14 protein-coding genes and 1 pseudogene are annotated in these 15437 nt (G+C 66.3%); 5 read left to right on the forward strand and 10 right to left on the reverse strand.

All coding sequences use genetic code 11. The features are described 5' to 3' along the window. Nucleotides 1-3: 3 nt before the first annotated feature. Entirely contained in the window at nucleotides 4-522 is a 519-nt protein-coding gene (locus E1N52_RS10105; protein WP_133182413.1) for an NUDIX hydrolase, read from the reverse strand. Nucleotides 523-817: 295 nt separating this feature from the next. On the opposite strand from E1N52_RS10105, the gene E1N52_RS10110 reads away from it, so the two are divergent. The 3 genes from E1N52_RS10110 to E1N52_RS10120 are packed head-to-tail and all read left to right on the forward strand — an operon-like array spanning nucleotide 818 to nucleotide 3771. Beyond that, entirely contained in the window at nucleotides 818-1969 is a 1152-nt protein-coding gene (locus E1N52_RS10110) for a Re/Si-specific NAD(P)(+) transhydrogenase subunit alpha (protein WP_133182415.1), read from the forward strand. Nucleotides 1970-1986: 17 nt separating this feature from the next. Continuing rightward, entirely contained in the window at nucleotides 1987-2316 is a 330-nt protein-coding gene (locus E1N52_RS10115; RefSeq protein WP_028201972.1) for an NAD(P) transhydrogenase subunit alpha part 2, read from the forward strand. Further along, nucleotides 2317-3771 (forward strand): NAD(P)(+) transhydrogenase (Re/Si-specific) subunit beta, encoded by a 1455-nt coding sequence (locus E1N52_RS10120; protein WP_133182416.1) that lies wholly within the window; start codon nucleotides 2317-2319, stop codon nucleotides 3769-3771. It abuts the gene before it with no gap. Between the two features lie 75 nt (nucleotides 3772-3846). On the opposite strand, the pseudogene E1N52_RS10125 reads toward E1N52_RS10120, so the two are convergent. The 7 genes and pseudogenes from E1N52_RS10125 to E1N52_RS10155 all read right to left on the reverse strand — a co-directional run. Further along, nucleotides 3847-4539, reverse strand: a pseudogene (locus tag E1N52_RS10125) (helix-turn-helix transcriptional regulator); the annotation flags it as partial. Nucleotides 4540-4616: 77 nt separating this feature from the next. Continuing rightward, entirely contained in the window at nucleotides 4617-5006 is a 390-nt protein-coding gene (locus tag E1N52_RS10130; protein ID WP_246089013.1) for a VOC family protein, read from the reverse strand. A gap of 307 nt (nucleotides 5007-5313) precedes the next feature. Further along, entirely contained in the window at nucleotides 5314-6630 is a 1317-nt protein-coding gene (locus tag E1N52_RS10135) for a THUMP domain-containing class I SAM-dependent RNA methyltransferase (RefSeq protein ID WP_133182422.1), read from the reverse strand. A gap of 228 nt (nucleotides 6631-6858) precedes the next feature. After that, the gene (locus E1N52_RS10140) at nucleotides 6859-7566 is read right to left on the reverse strand and encodes a PqiC family protein (RefSeq protein WP_133182424.1); all 708 of its coding nucleotides are present in this window, start codon (nucleotides 7564-7566) and stop codon (nucleotides 6859-6861) included. Then, a complete protein-coding gene (locus E1N52_RS10145) occupies nucleotides 7563-9176 on the reverse strand; it encodes a PqiB family protein (RefSeq protein ID WP_133182425.1) in 1614 nt (537 codons plus the stop codon). The genes E1N52_RS10140 and E1N52_RS10145 overlap by 4 nt, the downstream gene beginning before the upstream one ends. Continuing rightward, nucleotides 9169-9831, reverse strand: a complete 663-nt coding sequence (locus tag E1N52_RS10150; RefSeq protein WP_133182427.1) for a paraquat-inducible protein A — start codon at nucleotides 9829-9831, stop codon at nucleotides 9169-9171. Before E1N52_RS10150 ends, E1N52_RS10145 begins: the two co-directional genes overlap by 8 nt. Then, entirely contained in the window at nucleotides 9828-10625 is a 798-nt protein-coding gene (locus E1N52_RS10155; RefSeq protein WP_133182428.1) for a paraquat-inducible protein A, read from the reverse strand. Before E1N52_RS10155 ends, E1N52_RS10150 begins: the two co-directional genes overlap by 4 nt. A 377-nt stretch (nucleotides 10626-11002) precedes the next feature. Here E1N52_RS10155 and E1N52_RS10160 point away from each other — a divergent pair, with 377 nt between their 5' ends. After that, complete coding sequence (locus E1N52_RS10160) at nucleotides 11003-11602, forward strand: YceI family protein (RefSeq protein WP_133182429.1); 600 nt, start codon at nucleotides 11003-11005, stop codon at nucleotides 11600-11602. 42 nt (nucleotides 11603-11644) lie between these two features. After that, nucleotides 11645-12214, forward strand: coding sequence for a YceI family protein (locus E1N52_RS10165; protein ID WP_133182618.1), 570 nt, complete (start codon nucleotides 11645-11647; stop codon nucleotides 12212-12214). Nucleotides 12215-12306: 92 nt separating this feature from the next. On the opposite strand, the gene secF is transcribed toward E1N52_RS10165, so the two are convergent. Together secF and secD are read right to left on the reverse strand one after the other, a co-directional pair. After that, on the reverse strand, nucleotides 12307-13257 hold the full coding sequence (gene secF / locus E1N52_RS10170; protein ID WP_133182430.1) for a protein translocase subunit SecF: 951 nt from the start codon (nucleotides 13255-13257) through the stop codon (nucleotides 12307-12309). 15 nt (nucleotides 13258-13272) lie between these two features. Further along, complete coding sequence (gene secD / locus E1N52_RS10175) at nucleotides 13273-15336, reverse strand: protein translocase subunit SecD (protein ID WP_133182431.1); 2064 nt, start codon at nucleotides 15334-15336, stop codon at nucleotides 13273-13275. Nucleotides 15337-15437 lie beyond the last annotated feature (101 nt).

Here is a 15437-nt window from a genome sequence, read left to right on the forward strand (position 1 = left end):
GCCTTAATTCATCTTGGGTGCTGCCTTGGGCGCCGCGCTTTGTCCAACCTTCGGTGCCGTCGCGTGCGTCTGGATGAAATCCAGCGGCACGCGCTTGCCAGCGAGGTAATCGTCGACACAGCGCATCACGAGCGGCGTGCGATGGCGCTCGCTCGCCGCGCGCAACTCGTCCACGCTCATCCACACCGTGCGGACGATATCCGGATCGAGCGCGCGGTCTTCCGCCTCGGCTGCGACACTGCCGCAGTACGTGAAGCGCACGTACGTCGCACCGCTCTCGCCGGGTTTGCCGAAGTGCGTCATGTACACCCCGACCAGCGCTTCAGGCGTGAACGCATGTGCGGTTTCCTCGAGCGTTTCGCGGACCACGGCCTCGTGCAGCGTTTCGCCCGCCTCCAGATGGCCGGCGGGCTGGTTCAGGCGCAGCCCGGCGCTCGTGTGTTCCTCGACGAGCAGAAAACGCCCGTCGCGCTCGACGATCGCGGCCACGGTGACGTGGGGTGCCCAGGTTTCCTCATTCATGGGCCGGTATTTTACCGGGACGGCGCGAACGCTGCCCGGGGCCGGATCGGGCCCCACAGGGGCGCTTGCCTGGCTCGCCTGGCACTGCCGACCGTCCGGTCGGACGACGCAGCGTGTTGTGTGCATCGCACAAAAACGGGCAATTCCCGCTACAAAGCCGCCGCTGCTTTCGGTTAAAGTGGTGCCGTCGTTTGCCGTTGCAATGGATGCCGGCGCTTGAACGCCGTTTGTCGGCCTCCCTTCGCTCGATTCGAGCCAGAACAGCTAGAACAAGAAGGTCGAGGAGGAAACAACGATGCATATCGGAGTGCCTGCAGAGACGCGGGCGAACGAAAGCCGCGTGGCCGCGACGCCGGAGACAGTCAAGAAATACGTCGCCCAGGGCCACACGGTCACGATCCAGGCCGGCGCGGGCGTCGGCGCGAGCTATCCCGACGAGGCCTACACGGCCGTGGGCGCACAGGTCGCCGATGCGGCCACGGCCTTCGGCGCGGACCTCGTGCTCAAGGTCCAGTCGCCCACGGTCAGCGAATTGCCGTTCATGAAGCGCGGCGCGGTGCTGGTCGGCATGCTCGATCCCTTTAATGCGGAAAACGCCGCGAAACTCGCCGAGGCAGGCGTGACGGCGTTCGCGCTCGAAGCCGCGCCGCGCACCACGCGCGCACAGAGCCTCGACGTGCTTTCTTCGCAGGCCAATATCGCCGGGTACAAGGCGGTGCTCGTGGCGTCGAACCTCTATCCGCGCTTCATGCCGATGCTCATGACCGCCGCCGGTACGGTGAAAGCCGCGCGCGTGCTGATTCTCGGCGCGGGCGTGGCGGGCCTGCAGGCCATCGCCACGGCGCGGCGTCTGGGCGCGGTGATCGAGGCTTCGGACGTGCGTCCCGCCGTGAAGGAGCAGATCGAGTCGCTCGGGGGCAAATTCCTCGACGTGCCCTACGAAACCGATGAGGAGCGCGAAGCGGCCGTCGGCGTGGGCGGCTATGCCCGGCCGATGCCGCCATCGTGGCTGGCACGCCAGTCGGCGCTGGTGCACGAGCGCGCGAAGCAGGCGGACATCGTCATCTCGACCGCGCTGATTCCCGGCCGCGACGCACCGACGCTGCTGCCTTCGGAAACCGTGCAGGCGATGAAGCCGGGATCGGTCGTCATCGACCTCGCGGCAGGACGCGGTCCTGTGGCGGACGAGGCGAGCGGGCGACGCGGCGGCAACTGCCCGCTCACCGAGGCCGACACGGTGGTGACGCACCACGGCGTGCAGATCTGCGGCTACACGAACCTCGCCTCGATGGTCGCCGCCGACGCCTCCGCGCTCTATGCGCGCAATCTGTTCGACTTCCTGAAGCTCATTGTCACGAAGGAAGGCACGCTCAACATCGATCTCGCGGACGACATCGTCGCGGCCACGCTGCTGGCCCGCGACGGCCAGGTCACGCGTAAGGCATGACGAGGAGGAGAACAAGAATGGAAGTCATCAACCATACCGTCATCAACCTGATCATCTTCGTGCTGGCCGTGTATGTGGGCTATCACGTGGTCTGGAACGTCACGCCCGCGCTGCATACGCCGCTCATGGCCGTGACCAATGCGATTTCCGCGATCGTGATCGTCGGCGCGATGCTCGCCACGGGCCTGACCGTGGGCGGACCGGGCAAATTCTTCGGCACGTTCGCCGTGCTGCTCGCGGCCGTGAACGTGTTCGGCGGGTTCCTCGTCACGCGGCGAATGCTGGAGATGTTCCGCAAGAAGGAGCCAAAGAAGCTCTCCGCCCCCGGCAGCAAGGAGGGCGCGTAAATGAGCATGAACGTCGTTACGCTGCTTTATCTGGTGGCGTCGGTCTGCTTCATCCAGGCGCTCAAGGGGCTGTCGAATCCGAAGAGCGCGCGCGCCGGCAACGTGTTCGGCATGGTCGGCATGGCCATCGCCATTCTCACGACCCTTGCCCTGATCGTGAAGGAGTCCGCACAGTTCGGCTCGAATCTCGGGCTCGGTCTTGGCTTGCTCTTTGGTGCGCTCGTGGTGGGTGGCGGCCTGGGTGCCTATGTCGCCGCGCGCGTCGAGATGACGAAGATGCCCGAACTCGTCGCGGCCATGCACTCGCTGATCGGTCTCGCGGCGGTGTGCATCGCGTATGCGGTCGTCTCTGAACCGGCTGCATTCGGGCTGGTCGCTGAAGACGCGCCGTATCCGGGCTTCCTGCCGTACGGCAACCGTATCGAACTCTTTATCGGTACGTTCGTCGGGGCGATCACGTTCTCAGGTTCCGTAATCGCATTCGGCAAGCTTTCGGGCAAGTACAAGTTCCGCCTGTTCCAGGGCGCGCCAGTTGTTTATCCTGGCCAGCATCTGATCAACCTGATGCTCGCGCTCGGCATGATCGGCTTCGGCATCCTGTTCTTCCTCACGCAGTCGTGGCTGCCGTTCATCATCATGACGGCGATCGCGTTCGCGCTGGGCGTGCTGATCATCATCCCGATCGGCGGCGCGGACATGCCCGTGGTCGTCTCGATGCTGAACTCGTACTCGGGCTGGGCGGCGGCGGGCATCGGCTTCTCGCTGAACAACGCGATGCTGATCATCGCGGGCTCGCTGGTGGGCTCTTCCGGCGCGATCCTGTCGTACATCATGTGCCACGCGATGAACCGCTCGTTCTTCAACGTGCTGCTGGGTGGCTTTGGCGGCGAAGCGGGTGCGGCGGCAGCAGGCGGCTCGCAGGAACAGCGTCCGGTGAAGTCGGGTTCGGCTGACGATGCCGCGTTCATGCTCGGCAATGCAGAAAGCGTCGTGATCGTGCCGGGTTATGGTCTCGCCGTGGCGCGCGCGCAGCATGCGTTGAAGGAACTCACCGACAAGCTCGTGGAGAAGGGCGTGGATGTGCGCTACGCGATCCATCCGGTGGCGGGCCGCATGCCGGGCCACATGAACGTGCTGCTCGCGGAAGCCGAGGTGCCCTACGACCTCGTGTTCGAGATGGAGGACATCAATAACGAGTTCGGCCAGACCGATGTCGTGCTCGTGCTCGGCGCGAACGACGTGGTGAATCCGGCGGCGAAGAACGATCCGAAGTCGCCGATCGCGGGCATGCCGATCATCGAGGCGTACAAGGCGCGCACGATCATCGTGAACAAGCGCTCAATGGCGGCGGGCTACGCAGGCCTCGACAACGAACTCTTCTACATGGATAAAACCATGATGGTGTTCGGCGACGCGAAGAAGGTGATCGAGGAGATGGTGAAGGCGGTGGAGTAAGCGCGGCGCCCATCAGACCCACGCGAAAGGCGCGCAGCGATGCGCGCCTTTTTTAATTGCGGCTGTGCTGAGCGCTCACAGCGAAGGCGCATTCACGCGGCGCAAATAGTCGGCCAGGCGCCGCCCGCTCACATCGGGAAACTGCTCGAGCACTTCCACGTTTTCCATGCGCGCGATGTTGAAGTTGCGGAAGTCCTCGCGCATTTCGCACCACGCGCCCACGGTCCATTGCGCGCCCCAGTACACGAGCCCAAGCGGCCAGATGCGCCGCTCCGTATGCGCGCCGATGCGGTCGCAATACGCGAAGCGCACGACGAGCCGCGTGTCGACGGCGCGATGCAGCGCGTCGAGCTTGTCCGAGAACGCGTGATCCATGTGATACGCCGGCGCGAACACGGCGAGCCGTTCCAGCACGGCGCGCTTTTCCGCGGGCATCGCGGCGGCGACCTTCGCGAGCGCGCCGCGTGCGCCGCTCGCGAGCGCCGCGCCGCCCCACGACTCGGCCATGCGCGCGCCTACCGCGAGCGCGGTGAGTTCGTCGGCGGTGAAGGTGAGCGGCGGCAGACTCGCCGTGCGCGCGAGCCGGTAGCCAATGCCCGCCTCGCCCTCGATCGGCACGCCCGAGAGCTGCAGGTCGCGCACGTCGCGATAGACCGTGCGCGGCGAAACTTCGAGCCATTCTGCGAGTTGCTGCGCGGTGGTGAGACGCCGGCCGCGCAGCAGTTCGGCGATGCGAAAAAGGCGGTCGGCACGACGGGTCATGGCAGGGCAGTCGCGTAGGCGGGCGCGGTGACTGGGATAAGCACAGATGATAGCGCCGGGCGCGCGCGGCGCCCGGCCGTGGCTTAACCGAGCTTCGGCGCGTGCAGACCGACGCGGTTGCCTTCGGTATCGATGAAGAAGCCGATATAGCCGTAATTGTTCGGCAACTCCACCGCTGGCCCTTGCTGCTTGCCGCCGGCTTTTTCCACGCGGTCGAGCACGGCCGTGACCGATGGCTGCGCGTTCAGATACACGAGCACGCCCTTCGGGTCGGGCTTGGCGTCATGCGGATTGAACACGATGCAGCCGCCGGTTTCCGTATCGGTGTGAGCGAACAGCGCCATCGGCACGCCGCCGACCACGTCGCGCTGCAGCGCGGTGTCGAAGGCGGTTTCGTAAAAACGGGCGGCACGCTCCAGGTCGTGCGCGGGAATTTCAAACCACGAGATCACACGGGACAGATCGGTAGACACGGTGCAGCTCCTCGAAGACAACGGCGGACGTTGAATGGCGGCAGCCAGGCGGCGGCGGCCTCGCCGGATGGCGTAGAAGCAGTGTGCCAGGGGGCTGCTGACAGCGTGTTGTCAGTAGGTTTGTCGCGGCGTGCCGCGCGAGTTTCGGCGGCAATTTCGAAGCGATTTGCGCGATGCGATGACGGCATGCACGCTGTCGAAGAGGGTTCTGGAGTACGAAGGGCGTTCGTTGTCGGTGGCGCAGAACTGAGCCACGCGCGGCGCGGCGGCGGGTGGGAAAGTCACCCGCCGTGCGCGTTTGCCAATGTCAGCTGGCGTCGTCGTTGCCGGCGGCGGGGTTCGCGCCGCTGCTGGCCGGACGCTGGCGCACGCTGCCCGCGATCAGGTCGAAGCGGAACAGGCGGCATTCGAGCGCGCCGTTGTAGAGCGGCGTCTTGGCGGCTTCGCGCAGGCGCAACTGGCCCGGCAGCTTGCGGTCCGAGGTGAGGACGAACGCGCGCCAGCCCGTGAAGCGCTGCTTGAGCGCGTCGCCGAGCGCCTGGAAGAACTCGGCGTCGGGCGCCTCGTCCTTGGCGCGGCGGAAGCCTTCGTCATCGTCGCCGCGCAGCTCGCGCGCCGTCGGGCGCGCCTCGCCGCGCGCGTTGCGGCCGCGCACTTCGATACGCTCGCCGTACGGCGGATTCGCCACGAGAATGCCGGGTGCAGCCGAGGGCGGCGTCATGTTGCGCGCGTCGAGCTGCTTGAGCGTCACGCTGCCGAAGCCCGCGCGCTTGAAGTTCGCTCGCGCCTTTTCCAGCATGACGTCGGAGATGTCGCTGCCGTAGATCAGCAGATCGCTGGTCTTGCTTTGCGCGAGATTGCGCGCCGTGTTCGCCTCGCTCTTGAGGTGACGCCACGCGGCCATGTCGGCCTGCTTGAGCGACTCGAAGCCGAAGCGGCGATCGAGCCCCGGCGCGATGTCGAGCGCGACTTGCGCGGCTTCCGCGAGGAAGGTGCCGCTGCCGCACATCGGGTCATAGAGCGGCGTGCCGGGCGTCCAGCCCGTGAGGCGCAGGATGCCCGCGGCGAGGTTCTCGCGCAGCGGGGCGGCGCCCTTGTCCAGTCGCCAGCCGCGCTTGAAGAGCGGCTCGCCCGAGGTGTCGAGATAGAGCGTGCATTCGTTCGCCGTGAGGAAGGCGAAGACGCGCACATCGGGATAGGCGGTATCGACGCTCGGACGCGCACCGGCCTTGTCGCGCATGCGGTCGCAGATCGCGTCCTTCACGCGCAGCGTGGCGAATTCGAGGCTGCGCAGCGGCGACTTGATCGCGGTGATGTCGATGCGAATCGTCTCGTTCGCCGAGAACCACTTCTCCCACTGCTGCTCGCGCGCGAGCGCATAGATGTCCTGTTCGCTGCGATACGGGCGCTGGGCGATCTTCAGGAGCACGCGGCTCGCTATGCGCGAATGGAGGTTGGCGGCGATGCCGCCGGCCCAGTTGCCGCGGAAATGCACGCCGCCGGGCACCTCGGCGCCGACCTCGAGTGCGCCGGGCGGCAGGCGCCGTTGGGCGGTTTCGGCCAGTTCGGCGGCGAGTGCGGCTTCGAGGCCGCGCGGGCAGGGGGCAAAGAAATCGAAAGACATGAAGGAGGATGGGACGCTGCGGGGAAGGCGCTATTGTACGCGGGTTGCGGGAGCGGCCAGACGTCCATGCCGCCTGCGCCGCCGGAGACCCGCTTGATGCCCGCCAATTGCCCTGTCCCTGGCGCCTCCTCCGAGAGCGCCGCGCGCGGGCCTTTATTGGCTCCGGATCGACATCGGGGCGTGGAGATCAGCGACGCTGCAGCGCCGCCTCAGCGAAAAACCGCCGGCTCAGCTGCCGGCGGCCGCCATCTGCGGACACGCGATGCTCGGCGCCGGCTTCGCGCGCATGCCAGCCTTCCCACCATTCGCCGCCACGCTCACGCGCGGCGCGGCCGCGAGCGCGCGCACGCCGCTCGCGATCGACTGCGAGAGCGCCTCGACCGCCTGGCGGTGGCCGATGACGAGTGCGTCATAGCCGTCGCCTACCTTCTCGTTGAGCACGCTGCGGCAGGTCAGGACCGTTTGGGTGTCGAGCGCGCGCACGCTCCACACGGCGTCGATGAGCGCATGCGAGCCCGGCCACGATTCGAAGCGCTGCACGTTCACGCTCACGCGATAGACGGGCACGCCTTCGGGATGCGGCGAGCCGTAGACGTCGATGGTGCCGAGCTGCTGCGTGAGGTCGCCCGAGAGCGCCCGACGGATCTCGTCGCCGGGCATCGAGGACCAGCGCTCCTGCTCGAGTACGCGCACCTGGTTCGCGTCGGTTTGCACGACGAACTGTGCCTTCGCCACCTGCGGCGGCACATCGACGGGCGCTAGCTCGATCAGCCACGGGGCGTTGCCCGCGCTCGGCGCGGCGGCGGCGGTGCGTGCCGTGTCGTCGCTCGGGCTCAGCGTGTAGAACCGGCTGGCGGGCGAACTGCAGCCCGTCAACGCGGCGGCTATGACCAGCGCGCCGAGCGCGGCAAGGGCGGGGACGCGTCGGAACGTCATGGCTTGTCTCCAGATTTGCCGCGCAGCAGCGATTCGGGATGGCGCTCCAGATAGTCGGAGAGCGCGTTGAGCGATTGCAGCGTACGCGTGAGTTCCTGCATCGCCTGGTGCACGTCTGACTGCAGCGGCGAATCCTGCTGCAGCGTGGACTGCGCGGCGTTGAAGGTCTTCTGCGCCTGGTCGAGCGTGCCTTGCAGCTGCGGCAGGATCTGGTCGTTCACCTTGCCGAACAGCTGGTTCGCGTTCTTGAGCGAGTCGTTCAGGTTGTTGCCGATCTTGTCGAACGGAATCTGATCGAGCTTCTTCGCAATGTCCGCGACTTGCAGCTGCAGCTCTTCGAGCGAGTTCGGCACCGTGGGCAGTTCGAGCGGATCGTGGTTGAAATCGACCGTCGCGGTGCCCGCCTTCGGGAAGATATCGAGCGCGACGTAAAGCTGCCCGGTGATCAGGTTGCCGGTGCGCAGCTGGCCGCGCAGCCCGCGTGCGACGAGCCGCCTGATCAGCTCCTGGCTTTCCGGCGTATGCGGCGCGGGCGTCTCGCCGCGGATGCGGCGCGACAGGCGCAGCGGGTAGAGGTCGATCGTCACGGGCATCGTGAAGTTGTGCTGCTTCGGGTCGTACTCGATGCCGATATCGGTCACCTGGCCGAGCACGATGCCGCGGAAGTCGACCGGCGCGCCGACCGAAAGGCCGCGCAACGACTGGTTGAAGTACATGACCACGCGTTGCGGCGCGCCGTCCGGCTCGCGCATCGCCTCGGTCTCGTCGGAGGCGAGCGCGAACGTGGCGGTGTCGGGCGCCTGCGGGCCCATGGACTGGCCGGGCGGCGCCTGGAACGCGAGGCCGCCCACCACGATGGTGGCGAGCGACTGCGTATTGACCTTGATGCCGCTCGAATCGAGCTGCACGTTCACGCCGCTCGCGTGCCACCAGCGCGTATTGGTGCCCACGTACTGGTCGAAGGGTGCGCTCACGAAGACCTGCACCGTCACGCCGGTGCCGTCCTTGTCGAGCGAATAACCCGTCACCTGGCCGACCTGGATGCGCCGGAAGAAGATCGGCGTGCCGATGTCGAGTGAGCCGAGCGTCGAACTGTGCAGGGTATAGCGATGCCCCTTCTCGTCGATGGTCACGGCAGGCGGCGCCTCCAGCCCGACGAAGTCGCTCTGCGACTCCTGCGAGCGGCCGGCGTCCGCGCCGATATACGAGCCCGAGAGCAGCGTGGTGAGGCCCGAGACGCCGCTTGCGCCCACGCGCGGGCGCACGACCCAGAAGCGGCTGTCCTTCACGGCGAAGCGTTCAGCGTCCTTGGTGAGCTCGACCGTGACGATCACATGCGAAAGGTTGGGCGAGAGCTTGATCGCGCGCACCGAGCCGATGTCCACGTCCTTGTACTTGACCTTGGTCTTGCCGGGCTCGAGTCCTTCGGCGCTCACGAAGCTGATCGTGATGGTCGGGCCGCGCGTGGCGACCGACTTCACGACGAGCGCCACGCCGATCAGCGCCGCGACGATCGGCACGATCCAGACGAGCGAGGGCAGCCAGCGCCGCGGCTTGACGATCTCCGGCTCCGGCAGATTGGGCGGGGTCGGTCCTTTCGGACTATTCATGGGGTTGATCCTGTGTGTGTTGCGCAGGTTTGTGTTTGTCTTCGTCCACCGGATCCCAGATCAAGCGCGGATCGAACTGCATCGAGGCGATCATCGTCAGGATCACGACCGAGCCGAACGCGATCGCGCCAGGGCCCGCCGTGATGACCGCAAGCGACTGGAAGCGTACCAGCGCCACGGTCAGCGTGACAACGAACACGTCCAGCATCGACCAGCGCCCGATGAATTCGACGAGCCGGTAGAGCTTCGTGCGCTCCACGGGCCGCCATGTCGAGCCGCGCTGCGAGGTGAACGCGAGCAGCGCGAGCACCGAGAGCTTCAGCATGGGCACGAGAATACTGGCGATGAATACGATCACGGCGAGCGGCCAGTCGCCCGAGGTCCAGAAGTAGACCACGCCGCTCATGATGGTGTCGTCCTCGTCGCCGACGAGCGAGGTCGTATGCATCACAGGCAGCAGGTTCGCGGGGATGTAGAGCAGCGCCGCGGCAATCAGGAGCGCCCACGTGCGCATGATGCTGTCCGGGTTGCGCTCGTGCATGGGCGAGCCGCAGCGTGCGCAGCGCACGTGGCCATGCGCGCGCACATGCGGCTGCACGTGCCCGCAGGCGTGGCAGGAGATGTAGCCGGCGTCGCTGGCGGTCTGGTATTTCATCGGGGCCCCTTGGGGAGCGGGCGGCCGCGCGGCGCCGCCGGGTCTTGCGCGTTTGCACCGGGCTCGCGGATCTCGGGCTCGGAGAGCGGGTGCGCCGGTGCCGGTGCCGGTGCCGGTGCCGGCGACGGCGAGACGGGCGAGTGCGGTCCGCCCGGACCCGCGCCGCCCTCGCGCGCCGCGCGGGCGGCGTCGCGCAGGCCGTCGGCGATGTCCCAGAGCGTGCGCGCATCGAATGTGACGACCACGGTGAACATCAGCGTGAGCGCGCCGAAGGCGAAGAGCGCGGTTTCGGGGATCACGCGCGCGAGGCTCACCATTTTCACGATGGTGATGAGCACGCCCAGCATGAAGACCTCGAGCATGCCCCAGGGCCGTACGAACTGGATACAGCGCAGCACGTAGTCGAAGCCCGGTGGAATGAAGCCGCGCCGCACCGGCAGCAGGACGTAGAGCAGCGCGACCATCTCCGTGAGCGGAAAGAGGATGGTTGCGCAGAACACGATCACCGCGATGATCTCCATGTCCTCGTGCCACAGCACCACGAGGGCGCCGAACAGGCTCGACTCCGTAGTGATACCGTTCGCATCGAGTTCGATGATCGGGAATGACTGGGCGATGATGAAGGTGACCAGCGCCGCAACCGTGATGGCGCAGATGCGGTCGAGCTGGGACGCGGCGCTGCTGTAGAGCGTGGCGCCGCAGCGCGAGCAGCGCGCTGACTGGCGGCCGAGCAGGCGCGGTTTGCGGTAGAGCGCGTCGCAATCGTGACACGCGATTAGTTTGTCCTGGGCCATGCGGGCAGGTGACGCAAAACGACGTGAACGAAGGACGCGCTGCGGCCGCACACATGTCGGAAGGTGCCGACAGCGCCTCGCGCCATGTTACCAAACGCGCCCGCCGATGTGCCGGAACGAGCCGCGGAGCCCCGACGGGGCGGCCTCAGGGGCTGCCGCGGGGCAAGTCGCCGCTTGCGCGCGCGACGAACGGGCTGCGAGTGTGCCACGTTTGTGCCGTAAGCGTGTGCGAGCGCGGCTGGGCCCCGGCCCTTATCTCCAGATGTTTGCTGTCACACAATTTGGATTATCTTTCGGGCATGGCGCATGCATGGCTGTGGAAGATGGCCGCTGCCCATCCACGAAGCCAATGACTACGCAATCAAAGCGAGACGATCATGGAAGCCTTGTCGAGGTGGATTCGTTCTTATCGTTGGAGCCCGGCGGTCGGGGCCGCGGCGGTGTGGGCCGGCGCCGCGGCGGCGCTGCTCGCGGGTGGGGCCGCCCACGCGCAGCTCGACGCGGCGAAGAGCACGATCGTCGCCGTCTCGCGCCAGATGAACGTGCCGGTTCAGGGCAGCTTCACGAAGTTCGACGCGCAGATCGCCTTCGATCCGGCGAAGCCCGCGAGCGGCAGCGCGAAGATCACGGTCGACACGGCGAGCTATGATCTGGGAGACCCGACCTACAACGATTCCGTGCACGGGCCCGAATGGTTCGACGCGAAGACGTTCCCGCAGGCAACGTTCGTCTCGACCGCCATCGCGCCGACCGGCACGAACCAGTACAGCGTGAGCGGCAAACTGACGATCAAGGGGCACACGCAGAACGTGGCCGTCCCCGTCGTGCTCACGCAGCAGGGCGGGACGCAGACCTTCGACGGCACGCTGCCGATTCACCGGCTCGCCTTCGAAATCGGCACCGGCGAGTGGAAGGACACCTCGATCGTCGCCGACGAAGTGCTCATCAAATTTCATATCGTCGTCGCGCACAAGTAGATCGACGATTCCGAGGAGGCGCTTTTGAACAAGCTCGTACTGATGGCCGCAGGCAGCGCCGTGTCGCTCGCCGCCCTGGTGACGCAAGCCGCTCACGCCGCCGATACTTACCAGCTCGATCCGAACCACACGTTTCCGAGCTTCGAGGCCGACCACTTCGGCGGTCTTTCCACGTGGCGTGGCAAGTTCACGAAGACCACGGGCACGGTCACGCTCGACCGCGCGGCGAAAACGGGCACCGTGGACGTGACGATCGATCCGGCGTCGATCCAGACCGGCAATCCGCAGCTCGACCAGCATCTGGTGGGCGACGACTTTCTCGATGTCGCGAAGTACCCCACGGCCACCTACAAGGGCACACGCATCGTCTTCAATGGAGACACGCCCAAGGAGGTGATCGGCGACTTCACGCTGCACGGCGTGACGCGGCCGCTCAAGCTCGAGATCCTGTCGTTCAAGTGCATCCAACACCCCGTGCTCAAGCGCGAGGTGTGCGGCGTGGAGGCCGAGGCCGCATTCAACCGTGACGACTTCGGCATGGACTCGGGCAAGAAGTACGGCTTCAAGATGAAGACCACGCTGCATATCCAGGCCGAAGGGATCAAGCAGTAGGTCAGAGCGGCGGCACGGCGAAGGCCGTTGCGTTGCGTAGGCACGAAAAAAAAGCCGGTTCGTAAGAACCGGCTTTTTTGCTGGTGCGCCGCTTAAACCTGCGCGCCCGCGTTCGGATCGTTCGGATCGAACTTTTCCTTCTTGTCCTTGATGAGGTCTTCGCGCTTCACGCCAAGCCACATGGCGAGTGCCGCGGCAACGAACACCGACGAGTAGATGCCGAAGAGAATACCCACCGTCAGCGCCAGCGCGAAGTAGTGCAGCGTCGGGCCGCCGAAGAAGAACATCGAGAGCACCATCATCTGCGTACAGCCGTGGGTGATGATGGTTCGCGACATCGTGCTGGTGATCGCGTGGTTGATGACTTCGGTCACGCTCATCTTGCGCTCGCGCCGGAAGGTCTCGCGAATCCGGTCGAAGATAACGACCGACTCGTTCACCGAGTAGCCGAGCACGGCGAGCACCGCCGCGAGCACCGAGAGCGAGAACTCCCACTGGAAGAACGCGAAGAAGCCCAGAATGATCACGACGTCGTGCAAGTTCGCGATCACGCCGGCCACGGCGTACTTCCATTCGAAGCGGAACGACAGGTAGATGACGATACCCGCCACCACACAGGCGAGCGCGAGCAGGCCGTCTGTCGCGAGTTCCTTGCCGACCTGCGGACCGACGAACTCCACGCGCTGCAGCTGCACCTGCGGGTCAGCCGCCTTGAGCGTGGACATCACCTGGTCGCTCTGCTGCGCGGAGCTCAGGCCCTGCTTGATCGGCAGGCGGATCAACACGTCGCGCGAGGTGCCGAAGTTCTGCACCTGGGCGTCGCCGTAGCCGATTTTCGTGAGCGAGTCGCGCAGCGGCTCGAGCGGCACCGCCTGCGGATACTGCACTTCAATGACCGTGCCGCCCGTGAATTCGATCGACAGGTGCAGGCCGCGGTGGAAGAGGAAGAACACCGCCGCGATGAAGGTAAGAAGCGAGATCGCGTTGAAGATCAACGCGTGCTTCATGAACGGGATGTCCTTGCGGATGCGGAAAAATTCCATGTTCGTGACTCCGTATCAGCGGGACGAGCCGGTGTTGTTGCCGGAGCCGCCGGTGCCGCCCTGGGCATCGCGGCGGCGCACGACCGGTTTGGCGCGCGTGGCGCCCTTCGCGCCGGCCTTGGCCGGTTCGCGCCGGGCGGTGCCGGTGGTGGCCGCAACGGCGCGGCCCGTGTCGGTGCCAGCATCGGCGCCGGCGAGCGCGGGCGGGCCTTCATCCGGCTCCGGACGCCAGACTTGACCCACTGCAAGCGACTTGAGCTTCTTCTTGCCGCCGTACCAGAGGTTCACGAGACCGCGCGAGAAGAACACGGCCGAGAACATCGACGTCAGAATGCCGATACAGTGCACGATCGCAAAGCCGCGCACCGGGCCCGAACCGAACGCGAGCAGCGCGAGACCGGCGATGAGCGTGGTCACGTTCGAGTCGAGAATCGTCGCCCAGGCGTGTGCGTAGCCGTTCTGGATGGCCAGCTGCGGCGGCGCGCCATTGCGCAGTTCTTCGCGCACGCGCTCGTTGATCAGCACGTTCGCGTCGATCGCCATACCGAGCGCCAGCGCAATAGCCGCGATACCCGGCAGCGTGAGCGTGGCCTGCAGCATGGAGAGCACGGCCACGAGCAGCAGCAGGTTCACCGACAGGCCGATCATCGAGATCGCGCCGAACAGCATGTAGTACGCGATCATGAACACGGCGATGGCGGCGAAGCCGTAGATCACTGAGTCGAAGCCCTTGCGAATGTTGTCCGCGCCAAGGCTCGGGCCGACCGTGCGTTCCTCGATGATGTCCATCGGCGCGGCGAGCGAGCCTGCGCGCAGCAGCAGCGCAAGGTCGGCGGCGGCCTGCGGCGTGGGCTGGCCCGTGATCTGGAAGCGGTCGCCCAGTTCCGACTGGATGGTCGCCACCGTCAGCACTTCGCCCTTGCCCTTTTCGAACAGCACCATCGCCATCGGCTTGCCGATGTTGTCGCGCGAGACGGCGCGCACCGCGCGGCCGCCCGCCGAGTCGAGGCGGATGTTGACCGACGGACGTTGATGCTCGTCAAAGCCCGCCGAGGCGTCGATGATGCGGTCGCCGGTGAAGATCACCTGCTTGCGCAGCAGCACCGGCGCGGCGTTGCCTTGCGTGAAGAGCTCGTCGCCCGGCGGCACCGGCGCATTCACGTCCGGATGCAGGCCCATCGGGTCGGCGAGGCGCGCTTCGAGCGTCGCCGTGCGGCCGATGATGTCCTTCGCCTTGGCGGTGTCCTGCACGCCCGGCAGCTCGACCACGATACGGTCGTCGCCTTGCTGCTGGATCACGGGCTCGGCCACGCCAAGCTCGTTCACGCGGTTGTGCAGCGTCTGGATGTTCTGCTTGAGCGCGGCTTGCTGAACCGCCGTCTTCACGGCCGGCGTGAACGTGCCGACGAGCTGTACGCCGCCTTCGGGGTTGTTCTGGGAGGCCCACTGCAGTTCGGTGATGCCGCCCGAGCCCGCGAGGACCTTGCGCGCCTGCTCGGCCGTATCGGCGTCGGCGAAATTGACGACCACCGACTGGTTCACGCGGTTCACGCCGCCGTCGCGGATGTTCTTGTCGCGCAGGAGCGTGCGCACGTCCGAAGCGTCGGAGTCGAGCTTCTTGTTGAGCGCGCCGTTCATGTCGACCTGGAGCAGGAAGTGCACGCCGCCACGCAGGTCGAGGCCGAGGTACATCGGCAGCGCGTGCAGCGACGTGAGCCAGCGCGGCGACGCGCTCTGCAGGTTCAGGGCGACGATGTACTGCGGGTCGTTCAGGTCGGCGTTCAGCGCCTTGTTCAGCGCGTCTTTCAGGCGCAGCTGCGTGTCCGTGTCGGCGACGCGCACGCGGATATTCGCGTTCATCGTCGAGTTGTCGAACGTCACGTCGGTCGCGCGGATATTGTTCGCGGCGACCGCGGCTTCGACCTGGGCGAGCGTGCCCGAGTCGAGCTTGACGGTGGCTTTACCGCTCGACACCTGGACCGCGGGCGCTTCGCCGAAGAAATTGGGCAATGTGTACACGAAGCCGATGACGAGCGCCACCAGCATCACGACATATTTCCAGAGGGGATAACGGTTCATTGGTTGACCCAACGGGGGAGGGGAATGGCCTTAAGCGCTGCGTGCGCGTCCGGCGTTGCCTTCGGGGCGTACCTGCATTGACGTTTGCTGGTCAGTGGCTG

This window comes from Paraburkholderia guartelaensis, from assembly GCF_004353905.1.
GTDB lineage: Bacteria > Pseudomonadota > Gammaproteobacteria > Burkholderiales > Burkholderiaceae > Paraburkholderia > Paraburkholderia guartelaensis.

What these genes read in the sequence shown, in the direction of transcription:
- E1N52_RS10145 (WP_133182425.1), bottom strand. Translation starts at nt 9,176, where the DNA reads ATGAATAGTCCGAAAGGACCGACCCCGCCCAATCTGCCGGAGCCGGAG.
- E1N52_RS10155 (WP_133182428.1), bottom strand. Translation starts at nt 10,625, where the DNA reads ATGGCCCAGGACAAACTAATCGCGTGTCACGATTGCGACGCGCTCTAC.
- secD (WP_133182431.1), bottom strand. Translation starts at nt 15,336, where the DNA reads ATGAACCGTTATCCCCTCTGGAAATATGTCGTGATGCTGGTGGCGCTC.
- E1N52_RS10105 (WP_133182413.1), bottom strand. Translation starts at nt 522, where the DNA reads ATGAATGAGGAAACCTGGGCACCCCACGTCACCGTGGCCGCGATCGTC.
- E1N52_RS10150 (WP_133182427.1), bottom strand. Translation starts at nt 9,831, where the DNA reads ATGAAATACCAGACCGCCAGCGACGCCGGCTACATCTCCTGCCACGCC.
- secF (WP_133182430.1), bottom strand. Translation starts at nt 13,257, where the DNA reads ATGGAATTTTTCCGCATCCGCAAGGACATCCCGTTCATGAAGCACGCG.
- E1N52_RS10115 (WP_028201972.1), top strand. Translation starts at nt 1,987, where the DNA reads ATGGAAGTCATCAACCATACCGTCATCAACCTGATCATCTTCGTGCTG.
- E1N52_RS10165 (WP_133182618.1), top strand. Translation starts at nt 11,645, where the DNA reads ATGGCCGCAGGCAGCGCCGTGTCGCTCGCCGCCCTGGTGACGCAAGCC.
- E1N52_RS10135 (WP_133182422.1), bottom strand. Translation starts at nt 6,630, where the DNA reads ATGTCTTTCGATTTCTTTGCCCCCTGCCCGCGCGGCCTCGAAGCCGCA.
- E1N52_RS10110 (WP_133182415.1), top strand. Translation starts at nt 818, where the DNA reads ATGCATATCGGAGTGCCTGCAGAGACGCGGGCGAACGAAAGCCGCGTG.
- E1N52_RS10160 (WP_133182429.1), top strand. Translation starts at nt 11,003, where the DNA reads ATGGAAGCCTTGTCGAGGTGGATTCGTTCTTATCGTTGGAGCCCGGCG.
- E1N52_RS10120 (WP_133182416.1), top strand. Translation starts at nt 2,317, where the DNA reads ATGAGCATGAACGTCGTTACGCTGCTTTATCTGGTGGCGTCGGTCTGC.
- E1N52_RS10140 (WP_133182424.1), bottom strand. Translation starts at nt 7,566, where the DNA reads ATGACGTTCCGACGCGTCCCCGCCCTTGCCGCGCTCGGCGCGCTGGTC.